Genomic DNA, 14,741 nt, shown 5'->3' on the forward strand with positions numbered 1-14,741 from the left:
CCAACGTCGTTGGTTAGCCGCCTTGATTTAGGGCTGACGCTCGTCCTGTAAAAGCGCTCACCCTTATAAATTCGATCAAGTCGAATAAGTTCATGTAACTTAGACGAAAACTCTTAGGCCTTGGCATCCATTTCTGCCAGCATTGGCATACGTGCATGTAAATAGGCCTCAAATTCATCTTTCACTTCTGGATGGCGTAAAGCGAATTCGACGGTTGCTTTTAGGTAGCCCAATTTACTGCCGCAATCAAAGCGCGTGCCTTTATAACGATAGGCAAGAACTTGTTCATCTTGCATTAAAGATTGAATCGCGTCGGTCAGTTGCAATTCACCGCCGGCGCCTGGGCGCAGCGCTCGCAGGTGATCGAAAATGCGCGGCTTTAAAACATAGCGGCCGACTACCCCAAGGCTAGAGGGAGCCTCCTCTGGTGCAGGTTTTTCGACGATGCCGGATAAATTAATGATGTTGTCTTCCCATTCTTTGCCTTCTATCACGCCATATGAGCGTGAATCTTCAGGTGGAATCTCCTCAACTCCAATTAATGAGCTGTGATAGTGGTTAAATTTTTCTATCATTTGCTTCAAAATCGGTTGCGCGCCATCTAATAAATCATCTGCCAGTAAGATGGCAAATGGGCTGTCGCCAACTAATTTTTCCGCGCATAAAATCGCATGGCCCAGGCCCAGCGCTTCAGGTTGGCGCACATAAAAGCAATTAATATGAGCCGGTTTGATACCGCGCACGATTTCAAGCAATTTTTTTTTGCCATGCGCTTCAAGCGCAGCCTCAATTTCATAGGATTTATCAAAATGGTCTTCAATTGCGCGCTTGCCGCGCCCAGTCACGAAGATCATTTCGGTAATCCCAGCCGCGATAGCTTCTTCGACCGCATATTGAATTAACGGTTTGTCGACAATCGGCAGCATCTCTTTGGGGCTGGCCTTAGTTGCAGGCAAAAAGCGCGTGCCAAGACCTGCGACGGGAAATACTGCTTTAGTGACTTTTAACATTACTACGATCCTTTCAGACGATTCAAAATAAGGCTCAGCCGGCGAGCCGGGTTAGCTGAGTATTCAGCTTAGAGAGTATTAACGCGTATTCTGACAGCCTTTTTCTTTCGAGTTCAACTACCTCTGCAGGTGCTTTTGCAACAAAGTGATTATTTTGTAGCTTAGCGTTACATTTTGAGATTTCTAGCTCAATTCGTTGCACTTCCTTGGTGAGGCGCGCGTGTTCAGCGCCGATGTCAATTTCAACTTTTAGGGCGAGTTTCAGCGCCCCAACCAGTGCCACGGGAGCGCCGGCCGTGGCGGCGTCCAGAGTTGCCTCATCCGCGCTGAGAGTGACTTCAGAGAGACGCGCGAGGGCGCGCACATAAGGCGCGAAGGTGGTGAGTAATTGAGTATCGCCGCTGGCGAAAAGCGGTACCCGCTGCGCCGGCCCGAGATTCATTTCACTGCGCAAATTGCGACATGCATCGATCACGGCTTTGAGTTGCGTCGCCCATTGTTCCGCGGCTAAATCGACTTTTTCTTTTAGTGCGCGAGGATACGGCTGGACCATGATAGAAGCTTCTTCCGACGCAGCGGGAGTCGGATAGCGGCCAGCCAGTGGCGCGACTTTTTGCCACAGTGCTTCGGTGATAAAAGGAATAATCGGATGCGCTAGCCGCAAAACGGTTTCAAGTACATATAACAACGTATACCGTGTATTTTGTTGTTGGGCTGGCGTTCCCGTTTGCAGTTGCACCTTAGCGAATTCAAGGTACCAATCGCAGTATTCGTCCCAGACAAATTTGTATAAAGCGTTTGCAATAAGATCGAAGCGTAATTCAGTAAAGCCTTTGTCGATTTCGTCCGTGACTTGTTGCAGTAAAGAGAGAATCCAACGATCTGCTAGCGATGATTCGTTATGCGCTAAATTTATGCTGCTGTCTTGGTCTTCGCAATTCATCAACACAAAGCGCGTCGCGTTCCACAGCTTGTTACAAAAATTACGATACCCTTCGCAGCGGGCGAGCGCAAAATTAATATTGCGCCCCGGGGTTGCCAGTGAGGCGAAAGTAAAGCGCAACGCATCTGTGCCAAAGGACGGAATGCCATGCGGAAATTCGGCGCGGGTTTTTTGTTCAAGCTCAGCCGCCTGCTGGGGATCTTGCGAACTGGCTAAACGTTTGGCAATCAGTGCGTCTAGGTCGATGCCATCGATCAAATCGATTGGATCGAGTATATTGCCTTTTGATTTTGACATTTTCTGGCCATTGGCATCCCGTACAAGGCCGTGTATATAAACGGTATGAAACGGGACTTGGCCAGTAAAATGTTGGGTCAACATCACCATGCGCGCGACCCAGAAAAAAATAATATCAAAGCCGGTGACGAGCACGGAGGAGGGCAGAAAATGCGCTAGCTCTTTAGTCTGATTGGGCCAACCATGGGCTGAAAAAGGCACTAAGGCTGACGAAAACCAGGTATCTAGCACATCCGCATCCCGCGTCAGTGGCCCAGTATAGCCCTGCGCACGGGCTTCTTCACGCGCTTCATCTTCATTGCGTGCAACATAAATTTGTCCCTCTGCACCATACCAAGCGGGAATTTGATGGCCCCACCAAAGTTGCCGAGAGATACACCAGTCTTGAATGTTTTCCAGCCATTGATAGTAAGTATTGGACCAATTCTCCGGAGTAAATTTAATTTTCCCTTGGCGCACGGCTTCAATCGCAGTGGCAGCCATTGACTGACCCGGGTGCAGGCTACCGGCAGGGGCCGGTTTATTCACCGCGACAAACCATTGATCTGTCAGCATAGGTTCAATCACCGCTTGCGTCCGATCGCCGCGTGGCACCATTAATTTATGGGGTTTGACGGCAGCGAGCAGTCCTTGGACTTCAAGCTCGGCGACAATCAAGCGCCGCGCCTCGTGCTGCTCAAGGCCGCGCCAGCGGGCCGGGGCGTTCTCATTAATTTTAGCGTCAAGCGTAAAAATATTGATGAGTGGCAGTTGGTGCCGTTGGCCGACTTGGTAATCGTTAAAATCGTGGGCTGGCGTTACTTTAACTACGCCGCTACCAAAAGTAGGGTCCACATAATCATCCGCAATCACCGGGATCTCGCGCTCACTCAACGGCAGTCGCACCATTTTGCCAATAAAGGCTTGATAGCGCTCGTCTTGTGGGTGCACCATAAGGGCTGCGTCGCCCAGCATGGTCTCTGGACGGGTGGTGGCGACCGTCAAGTAAGTAGAGCTATCGTCAACCAGAGGATAGCGGATATGCCAAAGCGAGCCATCTTCTTCGGTGCTGATCACTTCTAAATCGGAGACGGCAGTGCCTAACTTGGGATCCCAATTAACCAATCTTTTGCCACGATAAATCAATCCCTGCTCATATAAACGGACGAATACTTCGACCACCGCTTGCGACATATGCGGACTCATCGTGAAATACTCACGGCTCCAATCAGTCGAAGCGCCTAGACGTTTGATTTGCTGGGTAATGATCGAGCCAGAAGTTTCTTTCCAAGCCCAAACTCGTTCAACAAACGCCTGTCGGCCAAGTTCATGGCGCGACAGATTATGTTGCTTGAGTTGGCGCTCGACCACAAGCTGAGTGGCAATCCCGGCATGATCGGTGCCGGGTACCCAAAGCGTGTTGGCACCCTGCATTCGATGATAACGCGTCAGGCTATCCATAATCGTTTGATTAAACGCATGCCCCATATGCAGCGTGCCTGTGACGTTGGGGGGCGGCAGTAAAATCGAAAAATCTTCACACCCAGGCGAGAACGTGGGTTTGGCGTAACCTTTTTGTTCCCACTGCGGCCGCCAGTGGGCTTCGATGGCGTGGGGCTCAAAACTTTTGCTTAGCGTGGTGTCAATCTTATTCATTACAATATTCTCAAGCATTTTCGGGGGGCACATAGCCAGAGGCTGTATCTGCACCTTCGCCAAAAAAGAATTTCTCGGTTTGTTTGAGTAAATATTGGCGCGCGCGTGCATCGGCCATATTGAGACGATTTTCGTTAATCAGCATGGTTTGCTGTTTAAGCCAGCTTTGCCAGGCTTCTTTCGATATATTTTGATAAATGCGTTGACCTAATTCTCCCGGCAGAGGTGGGAAATCAAGGCCATCAGCTTGTTTGCCAAGTTTTACGCAATAAACGGTACGAGTCATAAAGTACATCCTATTAAATTAATGTCTAAGGGTAGGGAGCAGGTGCGCTGGACCTGCAATGTATAACCTACCTATATTTTATGCAGGCATTTTCCGCTGGTTAAAGCTGCTTCATCAGCACCAACGATTTACGTTGCCAGTTATAAAGGCGGCGGCGATCTTCAGGCAAGTTATCAATGCTGGCTTTTCTAAACCCCCGTTTTAAAAACCAGTGTTCGGTGCGGGTCGTTAACACGAATATACGCGTAAGTCCCTGCGCCCGCGCCCGTTGCTCAATATGTTTTAGCAGTCGTTCACCGTCGCCGACTCCTTGGGAGTCTGAGGCGACGCTTAAACACGCCATTTCGCCTAATTTTTCTTGCGGGTATGGATACAACGCAGCACAGCCAAAAAGCACGCCATCATGCTCTATGACGGAGAAATAATTAATATCCCGTTCAATTTGAGTACGTCCGCGCCGCACCAGAGTACCATCAGATTCGAGTGGTTCAATCAACTGCAAAATCCCGCCAACATCATCGATTACCGCTTCGCGCAGACTTTCCAAATTTTTATCGGAAATCATCGAACCGACGCCATCATGAGTGAAAAGCTCAAGCAAAATGCTGCCATCCAACGTGAAGGGAATTAAATGCACACGCGTCACACCCCCGCGGCACGCGCGAATTGCATGGGTTAGATAAGTTGCTGTCTCAGTATCTAAGGTGTTTGAAGTTTGGAGCTGCTGAGCTTCGTTAAGCGACAATTCGCGTTGTAAATCGCTATCCTCGACAATCCCTGGCATCGAGGTCAGATAAATAAGCTTGTCTGCATGCAGTGCAACTGCGGCAGACGAAGCAACATCTTCCATCGACAAATTAAATGCTTCCCCGGTGGGCGAGAAACCCAAGGGTGAGAGCAGCACTAATTTACGATGAGAGAGAGAGTGATGAATTGAGTTGGCATCGATTTTACGCACAATGCCCGTGTGCTGAAAATCCACCCCATCTAAAATACCTACTGGCCGCGCCGTGACAAAATTGCCTGAAACCACGCTAATATGCGCATGAGCCATGGGCGTATTGGGTAGTCCTTGACTGATGGCCGCTTCGATATCTAGGCGCACTTCGCCGGCGGCTTCCTTGGCGGATTCAAGGGCATCTGCATCCGTAATGCGCATCCCATTAAAGAACGATGATTCAACTTGATGCAAGCGTAATTGCTCTTCAACCTGTGGGCGTGAGCCATGCACGAGCACAATTTGCATCCCCATGGCATGCAGAAAAGCAATATCTTGAATTAAGGCGTTAAGCGCTCCCCGCTGCACCAGCTCGCCACCAAATGCGACCACAAAAGTTTTATTGTGAAAAGCATGGATATAAGGTGCGACAGAACGTAGCCAATCAACAAAACGAGCTTGTTGATCAGCAATTTCGAGCGCTTTCTCATTTATTTCATCAGACACTTTCTGAGGGGGCATTTTGTCGTTAGTAAAGGAGCTAAAAGAATTCATGCGCAGATTATAATGCTTCATTCAGTGATTGAATCGTGGCTTGAGATTTATGTCTCAAGCAAACTACTCAGGTTTTAGCAAATTGTCGATAGTTGTTCCCCCTTCGTTACAGGAAAAGCCCGCGCTCGCGCAAGAAACTGACATAGGGTTAGCGAGTCGCTTGCCGCCGATTGAGTTTCCTGCTGAATTGCCGGTATCGGGCAAACGCGCCGTGATTGCGGCCGCCATTGCCGCGCATCAGGTCGTGATTGTGTGCGGTGAGACCGGTTCTGGCAAAACCACCCAATTACCCAAAATTTGTCTGACGCTTGGACGTGGTTTAGGCGCAGGCGGCAAGGGGCTGATTGGCCATACTCAGCCACGGCGTCTGGCGGCGAGTGCTACCGCACGGCGCATTGCGCAAGAGCTACAAACGCCAGTGGGAGAGGTCGTCGGCTATAAAGTTCGTTTTACTGACAAGCTCAGTCGCAGCACATCCGTCAAACTGATGACGGATGGTATTTTGTTAGCTGAGACGCAATCGGATCCTCTGCTGCGCGCTTATGACACCTTAATTATTGATGAAGCGCATGAGCGCAGCCTAAATATAGATTTTTTATTGGGCTATCTAAAAGAAATTCTGCCGCGTCGGCCGGATTTAAAGTTAATCATTACCTCCGCTACATTAGATGCTGAGCGTTTTGCAAAACACTTTAGTCACGCGGGGGTTAATGCGCCAGTGATTGAAGTAAGTGGCCGCCTGTACCCCGTTGAAATACGTTATCGCCCGCTGCAACAAGAGGTCCGACGGGGAGCGGATGAGCCAGCGCGTAAGACGCCCGCGACTGAGCCCGATAAACTTGAAAAGGGAGGGGCTGCTGGGCGTGACTTGACCGACGCTATAGTGGATGCGGTTGATGAACTCGCGCGCGCAGGGTCTGGCGATGTACTGGTATTTTTGCCGGGCGAGCGTGAAATTCGTGATACAGCGCAAGCGCTGCGCCAACATCACCCGGCACATACAGAAATTTTGCCTCTATTTGCACGTCTCTCAATGACTGAGCAAGAGCGTGTATTTAAAGCAGGCAATGCGCGTAGGATTGTGCTTGCCACGAACGTAGCTGAAACTTCGTTAACGGTGCCTGGTATCCGTTATGTAATCGATACCGGCTTAGCGCGGGTTAAGCGCTATTCTTATCGCAATAAGGTCGAACAATTACGCATTGAGCCAATTTCGCAAGCTGCCGCACAACAACGCGCGGGTCGTTGCGGGCGAGTGGCGGATGGCATCTGTATTCGTTTATACGATGAAGCGGATTGGCAATTGCGGCCGCGCTTTACTGATCCAGAAATTTTGCGCTCTTCACTGGCGGCCGTCATTTTAAAAATGAAGTCGCTACACTTAGCTGAGGTCGAGAAATTTCCTTTTCTTGAACCACCGCCGGCTAAGGCTATTGCCGATGGCTATCAGTTATTGGCTGAATTAGGCGCGGTGGATAACGCCCATGAGTTGACAGCGGTGGGCCAAGCGCTGGCGAAATTGCCGTTGGACCCGCGCATCGGTCGGATGATTCTTGCGGCGCAAGAACAACACGCTTTGCACGAGATATTGATTATCGCGAGTGCCTTGTCGGTCCAAGACCCACGCGATCGTCCGCTCGAGCAACAGAGCGCGGCGGATGCCGCCCACCGTAAATTTGCTGATCCTAAATCAGAATTTTTATCTTTTCTAAAAATCTGGCAGTGGTTCGACGAAGCGTTGACGCATAAAAAATCAAACCGGCAGTTGCTGGATCTATGTCGCGCCAACTTCCTGTCACATTTACGTTTACGTGAATGGCGTGAGGTGCATAGTCAACTGTTAACCGTTGTGGGGCAGCAAAGCTGGCGGATTAACCAGGCAAACGCAACGTTTGAACAAATCCATCTGTCTTTGTTAAGCGGGTTATTGGGAAATCTTGGACTTAAAGCTGAGAGTGAACCTCATTATTTGGGTGCTCGTAGCATTAAATTTCATCTGTGGCCTGGTTCTCATTTAGCCAAAAAAGCCGGGCGCTGGATGATGGCGGCTGAGTTAGTTGAGACTAGCCGCTTATTTGCGCGCACCATCGCAATCATCGAGCCAACTTGGGTTGAGCGTGCCGGCGCACATTTGCTGCGGCGCTCCATCGGTGAACCACACTGGGAAAAGAAAGCCGCCCAGGTTGTCGCCTTCGAGCGCGCAACATTATATGGCTTAACGGTTTATCATCGCCGCCGCATAAGTTTTGGGAAACAGTCGGCGCAGGCTGCGCAGCAAGCACGGGATATTTTTATCCGTGCCGCCTTGGTTGAAGGCGAATTTGACACTAAATTGCCATTTTTTAAACATAATCGGCAATTGATCGCTGAAATTGAGCAACTTGAACATCGTTCTCGGCGGCAAGATATTTTGATTGACGATGAATTGATTTATGCTTTTTATAACCAGGCTATTCCGGCTGATATTTATACGGGAGCTGATTTTGAGCATTGGTATCGTCAAGCGCTGCGTGGTAAACAAGTTAAAAACGAAAAGCTACTTTTCTTAAGCCGCGATGACCTCATGCGGCATGAAGCCGCGGGCGTGACCACTGAGCTCTTTCCCAAAAAACTGACCCTGGCAGGCATTGAAATGGCGGTGTCATATCACTTTGAGCCAGGCTCGCCACGAGATGGGGTGACTTTGGCGGTGCCCATTTTTGCTTTAAACCAAGTCGATGCACATGGTTGCGAATGGTTAGTTGCGGGGATGCTTAAAGAAAAAGTTCATTTATTACTTAAATCATTGCCGCAAAAATTGCGCCGGCATTGCATTCCTCTGCCAGCTTATGCGGCTAGTTTTGTTGAGCGTGCAACGTTTGGTGTGGGCGATTTAATTGGGGCGCTAAGTGCGGATATTCGCGCGCAAAAACAGCTCACTTTGCATCCTACGGATTTTAAACTTGAGACCTTGCCGGCGCATCTTTTCATGAATTTCAAGGTGATCGATGAATATGGCCGGCAGCTTGCCGCAGGCCGCAATCTTGCACAATTGCGGGCCGAATTAGGGGCTCAAGCGCAGCAGAGTTTCCAGAAAATTGCGGTTAAAACAATAACTGGCGCGACCGCAGAAAAAGTCAACGCAGAAAATCACCAAGAAGTGCAAAAATCGGTGGCGCCGACGGTTCATTACAAAAACTTAACTCACTGGAGTTTTGGCAGCTTGCCAGAAATCATGGAGATTGAGCGCGACGGTGAAACTTTGATGGGCTATCCAGCGCTGGTTGATCGCGGTGAGGTTTGCGACCTGGAGCTTTTTGATTTACCGCAAAAGGCTGTGCGTGTTCATCGGACCGGTTTACGGCGGCTTTTTACACTACAATTGCGTGACGCCATTCGTTTTATCGAGAAAAATCTACCCAACTTTCAGCAAATGGCGATGCAATACATGCCGCTTGGCACCGCAGATGAACTGCGCGCGCAAATTATTACATGTGCGCTTGAGCGCGCGTGCTTGCGCGAGCCATTACCTACCGATGCAACAACTTTTGCAACACGCTGCGATGAAGGGCGCAGCCGCTTTACACTACTTGCTCAAGAAATTAGCCGCTTAGCGGCGCAAATTTTTACGGTTTACACAACCGTAGTAAAAAAACTCGCTTCAGTAAAAAGCTTTACGGCTGCCCATACGGATATGACGCAGCAATTACACGCTTTGATGGGGAAATATTTTTTGACCGACACGCCTTATGAGCAGCTGGTTCATTTCCCTCGCTACTTACAAGCGATAGCGTTACGCAGCGATAAATTAAAAAATGATGCCGTGAGAGATGCACGGCTTTGGACTGAATTTTCTCCATTACAGGTGCGTTATTCACGCACCCAGGCACAGCGGCGTCAAAGCGCCGATGCCGTTGATCCACAATTACAAGCTTTTCGCTGGTTGCTCGAAGAGTTGCGCGTATCGCTTTTCGCACAGGAGCTACGCACTCCTATGCCGGTCTCAATCAAACGGCTGCATACAGTTTGGGAGTCGATCGAGCGCTAAATAACGTCCTGCCACTGCTAATTTTTTATCTAAAATATGTGGCTTGAAAGCGCGCACTCAGGTTGGTGCGTGGTCGTTACTGAGCGTGATCTTCGGCTTCTTTTTGATAGCCGAGCAGGCGTGAAATGCGTGACGCTGTTTCACTAAGCTGGGCGAGCCAAGCATTTTGCATGCGGTCAGCAGGTGCGGAAAGCGATAGCCCAGCAACCAATTGGTTCGTATCATCATGAATGCCTGCTGCAACACAACGCACGCCTAGCTCAAGTTCTTCATTATCACGCGCATAGCCATGTTGGCGTACATGTTCTAGCTCACGGGCGAGCTTAGCTGAATGGGTAATGCTATTTTGCGTGTGGCCGGCTAATCCAGTGCGGGCGATATAAGCCTGTACGTTTTCTGCTTCATCCATGGCAAGAAAAAGTTTGCCCACCGAAGTCAAATGGAGAGGCGCCCGCGCGCCAATAGAGCGTACGACTTGCATCCCTGAACGCTCGCTATAAGCTCGTTCAATATAAACAATTTCATCCCCTTGGCGGACTGACAGGTTAATCGTTTGTCCGGTGAGTTGGCGCAGCTCGTGCATAGGTCCCAGTGCGGTATCGCGTACTGAGAGCCGCGCTTTAACTAAATTACCCAATTCCAATAACCGCATCCCAAGTCGATATATCCCTGGCTCGGAACGATCCACAAAGCGACAGCTCACCATATCGTTCAAAATTCGGTGCGCGGTGGATGGATGCAATTGAGTCTGCTGAGCCAGTTCTTTTAGGCTAACGGGTTTAGCATGTGTGGCAAGTGCGTCTAACAACCACATCATACGTTCAATCACCTGAATCGAAGTTTTGGTTGGCGAATGACTATCGCTCATTGGCTTGTGCAAAAAGAATGAAAAGAGAGCTCTTCTTATACCATAAGAGCATTGTCTTTGCGTTTGATTTATATTGGGGGCGGGAGCTTCATGCTTGAGGCCGGCACACACTATAACCTTTTGGTATATATCAAAATCAAAGCCGAGCATATACAGTAGATTAAATCATCCATTCACTGAGTTCTTAAAAAATTCTAATGGCGAATTTAATCAGTACGCCCCGTTCCCATGCCGATGAAGCCTGGAAGGGCGCATTAGATGTCTACTTTCGAGAGTTCATGCAATTTTTCTACCAGGAAATTGCGGCTCAAATTGCCTGGGACGCCCAGTATCAAACGTTGGATAAGGAGCTGCAAAGCCTGAGCGTAAAAAGCCAAGTGGGCAAAAAGTTCGTAGATAAATTGCTTAGAGTGCGCTTAAAAAGTGGGGCAACCTGCTTCGTGCTATTACATGTCGAGTTTCAGGGCCACTATGAGGTTGACTTTGCGCAGCGGCTTTTTGAATATTTTTACCGCTTATATGATCGTTACCGACAGCCGGTCCTCACGATGGCGGTTTTAACCGATGAGCGCTGTAACTGGCGCCCTAAAAGCTATCCGATGCAAGTCTGCGGTCATAAGGTGAACCATTTTCACTTTCTAACCAGCAAACTCATCGACTATCGAGCGCAACGCGCCACTTTATTAGAACACGCTAACCCATTTGGCACGATCGTGGCCGCGCATCTTGCGGCGTTAGAGACGCGTACTGATCCGAATGCGCGTTACCAGCATAAATTTGCGTTAATGCGGCAGTTATACCAAAAAGGGCTAACGCGAGAAGCGATTTTCAATCTGTGTCATTTTATCGAAGGGGTATTGACATTGCCTAAAGAGTTTGAAATTATCTACAATAGTTAAATTAAACAGCTTGAAGGAGAACGTAACATGCCGTATATGATAAGTTTCGAGCGCATCGGCAGAGAACAGGGCCTTGCAGAAGGTTTACAGCGAGGCCAATCTGAGTTTTTAAAAACTCAATTAGAAAGTAAGTTTGGCGCTTTAACCGAACCTTACCGGCGCTACTTGGATAAGGCAAATATAAAGACTTTGCGCCAGTGGGGCCAACGTATTCTTACCGCTCAAACGCTCGACGAAGTTTTTTGAAGAGCTTCGTTTGATGCGGCGGGGGATAGCGTTTCTGCAAGCGCCTGTGCACATTCCCGTACTAGTGCGGGGCCTTGATAAATCAGCCCTGTATATAATTGTACGAGTGACGCGCCTGCGGTCAGCTTTGCGCGCGCGTCTTCTGCCGAAAAGATTCCGCCAACGCCAATAATAGGAATCGCATCGCCTAAAGCGGCATAAAGCTGACGAATAACCGCATTAGAAGCCTCTAATAACGGTTTGCCGGATAACCCTCCTGCTTCGTCCGCATATTGAAGCTCGCTAACCAATGTGCGCGCTAATGTAGTATTGGTTGCAATGACTCCATCAATCCGGTAGCGTAGCAGCAAATCAGCGATTAATTTGATTTGTTCATCATCAAGATCAGGCGCAATTTTTAACACCAAAGGCACGTATTTTTTATGTTGGTCGGCGAGGCGTTGTTGCTTGTCTTTTAATGTAGACAGTAACGCGTCAAGGGCCGTCTTATCTTGTAATTGACGCAGATTTTTTGTATTGGGCGATGAGATATTAAGCGTTACATAGCTGGCAAATGGATACACTCTTTCTAGGCAGTACAAATAATCATCAACCGCCCGCTCAAGCGGAGTGTCAGCATTTTTGCCAATATTTAGTCCAAGTACGCCTGTAAAGTGCGCCGCCTGAACATTTTTTACAAATTGTTCAACGCCGCCGTTATTAAACCCCATCCGATTGATCAAGGCCCCAGCCTCAGGCAAGCGAAATAAGCGCGGGCGCGGATTGCCAGGTTGCGCCCGCGGCGTTACCGTACCTACCTCAATAAAGCCAAAGCCAAGCGCAGCGAGGCCATCGATACAGCCGCCGTCCTTATCTAATCCTGCCGCTAGACCCACTGCGTTAGCAAAATGGAGGCCCATGACGGTGCGTGGTGCGTGGACGGTACATAAACCCGGGAGTTTAGCGAAGCCAATACGGCCAGCCGTACGCAACATAGAAAGCGTCAAATGATGCGCTGTTTCTGCATCCATACGGAACAGACATGAGCGTGCAAATGGATAAAGTGAACTCAACACAATTGACCATTAAATGATGAAAGTTCGCTATTATGAACGAATTGCTTCAGTCGTCAGTTCTTTATATTAAAGACGCAATTTGCCTGCAAGCAAGAGAAACCGTCAAACTGCAAGCACTTTAACAAACAACCGACCTATTATGAAATTTTGTCCTGCCTGTGGCAATCAGGTGAATTTAGCGATTCCACCTGGCGATAACCGAGAGCGTTTTGTGTGCGCTCAGTGCGGTGAAATTCATTACCAAAACCCACGCAATATAGTTGGCACAGTACCGGTCTGGGACCGTAAAGTTTTACTGTGCCGCCGCGCTATAAATCCACGTTACGGTTTTTGGACTCTGCCGGCCGGCTTTATGGAGCTTGACGAAACGACAACCCAAGCGGCGGCCCGAGAGACGCTTGAGGAAGCGGGAGCCCGAGTTGAAATACAAGAACTTTTTTCATTATTAAATGTACCTCGTGCGCGTCAAGTCCATATTTTCTATCGCGCCCGCTTGTTAGATGTGGACTTTGCTGCGGGCGAAGAAAGTTTAGAGGTGAAACTTTTTGATGAAGCAAGTGTTCCTTGGTCTGAACTCGCTTTTGCAAGCGTTGAACAGACCCTGCGTTTTTTCTTTGCGGATAGCGCTAGTGGAAACTTCGGTCTACATACCGGGGATGTCGTCCATAGTTTGCATGCCGACTAAGATTCAGTCATGCGCCTTCTACTGAGCTGGCGTTCATTACTTTCCTTGCTTAAACTATGTTGCCTTGGCTGCACGATAACGATCCGTTTCCAAGCGTTGAGTGTGCGCTGAGCACCCATAGCGGCGCGTCTGGCCTGCTTGCGGCCAGTGAAAAATTAGATATGCAACGCTTATTTACGGCTTATCAGCAGGGTATTTTTCCCTGGTACGAAGAAGGTCAACCCGTATTATGGTGGAGTCCAGATCCGCGTATGGTTCTGGTTCCGGCAGAGTTTAAAGTATCTACTTCACTTAAAAAAACACTCAAACGCATACTGCATGAGCCCGCTTGGGAAATCCGCGTAGATACCCACTTTATTCATACCATGACAGCCTGTGCTCGCGTCGCGCGGCGCGCGCAAAACGGGACTTGGATTACGGCTGATGTGCTCGCTGCCTATGGAGCGCTACACCAGTTAGGATTTGCGCATAGCATTGAGACTTGGTACGCAGATCAATGCGTGGGCGGCTTATATGGAGTAAGCATTGGCCGCATGTTTTTCGGCGAATCAATGTTTGCATTACGCGCTGACGCATCAAAAATTGCGCTGGCCGCACTGGTGAGCCATTTGCGACGGCATGATGTAAAAATGATCGATTGCCAGCAAAATACAGCGCATTTGGCTTCACTCGGCGGGCGTGAAATTCCCCGTATTCGATTTATCGCCCATCTGCGCCAAGCGGTTGATGAGACACCTATTCCGTGGCGCTTTGATAAAACCCTGCTGCGCGATGTTGTCGCTTAAAACGGAATATCGTCATCCATTTCATCAAACCCGCCGCTAGCCGGAGCGTTATGAGGCGTGCTGCTCGGGCGGTTTGCCGCTGTGTTGGCCGGCGTATAGCTGCTAGCGCGCGGAGCCGCTTGAGGGTCGGGCGCATAACCTCCCTGATCCATGGCTGCTGTGCCAGAGCTTCGTGAGCCCAGCATTTGCATTTGATCGCCCATAATTTCAGTTGAATAGCGATCTTGCCCACTTTGGTCTTGCCATTTCCGCGTGCGAATGCGTCCTTCAATATAAACGGAGGAGCCTTTTTTGAGGTAGTCCCGGACCACTTCCGCGAGCCGGTTGAAAAAAACCACGCGATGCCACTCGGTGATTTCTTTCATCTCACCGCTGCTCTTGTCTTTATAACGTTCTGCGGTCGCCAGCCGGATGTTTGCGACGGGGTCGCCATTCGGCAGAGAACGTATTTCAGGATCGGCGCCAAGATTGCCAACCAGGATGACTTTATTAACAGATGCCATTCATTTCCCC

The 14,741-nt window shown here is 49.3% G+C and carries 12 protein-coding genes; 5 read left to right on the forward strand and 7 right to left on the reverse strand.

The features are described 5' to 3' along the window. Window positions 1–113: 113 nt before the first annotated feature. The 4 genes from galU to argA form a co-directional block, all read right to left on the reverse strand. Complete coding sequence (gene galU, locus MCB1EB_RS00830; RefSeq protein ID WP_026922129.1) at window positions 114–1,010, reverse strand: UTP--glucose-1-phosphate uridylyltransferase GalU; 897 nt, start codon at window positions 1,008–1,010, stop codon at window positions 114–116. 34 nt (window positions 1,011–1,044) lie between these two features. Beyond that, on the reverse strand, window positions 1,045–3,885 hold the full coding sequence (locus MCB1EB_RS00835; RefSeq protein WP_045366038.1) for a valine--tRNA ligase: 2,841 nt from the start codon (window positions 3,883–3,885) through the stop codon (window positions 1,045–1,047). Window positions 3,886–3,895: 10 nt separating this feature from the next. After that, the gene (locus MCB1EB_RS00840; RefSeq protein WP_026922127.1) at window positions 3,896–4,171 is read right to left on the reverse strand and encodes an oxidative damage protection protein; all 276 of its coding nucleotides are present in this window, start codon (window positions 4,169–4,171) and stop codon (window positions 3,896–3,898) included. 100 nt (window positions 4,172–4,271) lie between these two features. After that, window positions 4,272–5,630 (reverse strand): amino-acid N-acetyltransferase, encoded by a 1,359-nt coding sequence (gene argA, locus MCB1EB_RS00845; RefSeq protein WP_081953591.1) that lies wholly within the window; start codon window positions 5,628–5,630, stop codon window positions 4,272–4,274. 175 nt (window positions 5,631–5,805) lie between these two features. Between argA and hrpA the strand changes: the two genes are divergently transcribed. Continuing rightward, entirely contained in the window at window positions 5,806–9,690 is a 3,885-nt protein-coding gene (gene hrpA, locus MCB1EB_RS00850) for an ATP-dependent RNA helicase HrpA (protein ID WP_431311520.1), read from the forward strand. A 76-nt stretch (window positions 9,691–9,766) separates the two neighbouring features. Here the strand turns inward: hrpA and MCB1EB_RS00855 are convergent, their stop codons facing one another. Then, window positions 9,767–10,558 (reverse strand): IclR family transcriptional regulator, encoded by a 792-nt coding sequence (locus MCB1EB_RS00855; RefSeq protein ID WP_045363612.1) that lies wholly within the window; start codon window positions 10,556–10,558, stop codon window positions 9,767–9,769. A 197-nt stretch (window positions 10,559–10,755) separates the two neighbouring features. Between MCB1EB_RS00855 and MCB1EB_RS00860 the strand changes: the two genes are divergently transcribed. Beyond that, window positions 10,756–11,457 carry an RpnC/YadD family protein gene (locus MCB1EB_RS00860; protein ID WP_052393856.1) on the forward strand — a complete coding sequence of 234 codons (702 nt, stop codon included), beginning with the start codon at window positions 10,756–10,758 and terminating at the stop codon, window positions 11,455–11,457. A 27-nt stretch (window positions 11,458–11,484) separates the two neighbouring features. Then, window positions 11,485–11,703, forward strand: a complete 219-nt coding sequence (locus tag MCB1EB_RS00865) for a hypothetical protein (protein WP_051214320.1) — start codon at window positions 11,485–11,487, stop codon at window positions 11,701–11,703. Here MCB1EB_RS00865 and MCB1EB_RS00870 read toward each other — a convergent pair. Next, window positions 11,679–12,758 (reverse strand): quinone-dependent dihydroorotate dehydrogenase, encoded by a 1,080-nt coding sequence (locus MCB1EB_RS00870; protein ID WP_045363609.1) that lies wholly within the window; start codon window positions 12,756–12,758, stop codon window positions 11,679–11,681. The genes MCB1EB_RS00865 and MCB1EB_RS00870 overlap by 25 nt on opposite strands. Before the next feature lie 139 nt (window positions 12,759–12,897). Between MCB1EB_RS00870 and MCB1EB_RS00875 the strand changes: the two genes are divergently transcribed. Further along, entirely contained in the window at window positions 12,898–13,443 is a 546-nt protein-coding gene (locus tag MCB1EB_RS00875; RefSeq protein WP_026922123.1) for an NUDIX hydrolase, read from the forward strand. Between the two features lie 56 nt (window positions 13,444–13,499). Continuing rightward, complete coding sequence (aat, locus tag MCB1EB_RS00880; RefSeq protein WP_045363606.1) at window positions 13,500–14,228, forward strand: leucyl/phenylalanyl-tRNA--protein transferase; 729 nt, start codon at window positions 13,500–13,502, stop codon at window positions 14,226–14,228. Here the strand turns inward: aat and MCB1EB_RS00885 are convergent. Then, entirely contained in the window at window positions 14,225–14,731 is a 507-nt protein-coding gene (locus MCB1EB_RS00885; protein ID WP_026922121.1) for a single-stranded DNA-binding protein, read from the reverse strand. The two genes, aat and MCB1EB_RS00885, sit on opposite strands and share 4 nt — an antisense overlap. Between the last annotated feature and the right edge of the window lie 10 nt (window positions 14,732–14,741).

It is taken from the genome of Mycoavidus cysteinexigens (assembly GCF_003966915.1).
Classification (GTDB): domain Bacteria; phylum Pseudomonadota; class Gammaproteobacteria; order Burkholderiales; family Burkholderiaceae; genus Mycoavidus; species Mycoavidus cysteinexigens.

Excerpts from the sequence above, each read along its gene's own strand:
- galU (WP_026922129.1), bottom strand. The coding sequence starts at position 1,010 with ATGTTAAAAGTCACTAAAGCAGTATTTCCCGTCGCAGGTCTTGGCACG.
- MCB1EB_RS00835 (WP_045366038.1), bottom strand. The coding sequence starts at position 3,885 with ATGAATAAGATTGACACCACGCTAAGCAAAAGTTTTGAGCCCCACGCC.
- MCB1EB_RS00840 (WP_026922127.1), bottom strand. The coding sequence starts at position 4,171 with ATGACTCGTACCGTTTATTGCGTAAAACTTGGCAAACAAGCTGATGGC.
- argA (WP_081953591.1), bottom strand. The coding sequence starts at position 5,630 with ATGCCCCCTCAGAAAGTGTCTGATGAAATAAATGAGAAAGCGCTCGAA.
- MCB1EB_RS00855 (WP_045363612.1), bottom strand. The coding sequence starts at position 10,558 with ATGAGCGATAGTCATTCGCCAACCAAAACTTCGATTCAGGTGATTGAA.
- MCB1EB_RS00860 (WP_052393856.1), top strand. The coding sequence starts at position 10,756 with ATGGCGAATTTAATCAGTACGCCCCGTTCCCATGCCGATGAAGCCTGG.
- MCB1EB_RS00865 (WP_051214320.1), top strand. The coding sequence starts at position 11,485 with ATGCCGTATATGATAAGTTTCGAGCGCATCGGCAGAGAACAGGGCCTT.
- MCB1EB_RS00875 (WP_026922123.1), top strand. The coding sequence starts at position 12,898 with ATGAAATTTTGTCCTGCCTGTGGCAATCAGGTGAATTTAGCGATTCCA.
- aat (WP_045363606.1), top strand. The coding sequence starts at position 13,500 with ATGTTGCCTTGGCTGCACGATAACGATCCGTTTCCAAGCGTTGAGTGT.
- MCB1EB_RS00885 (WP_026922121.1), bottom strand. The coding sequence starts at position 14,731 with ATGGCATCTGTTAATAAAGTCATCCTGGTTGGCAATCTTGGCGCCGAT.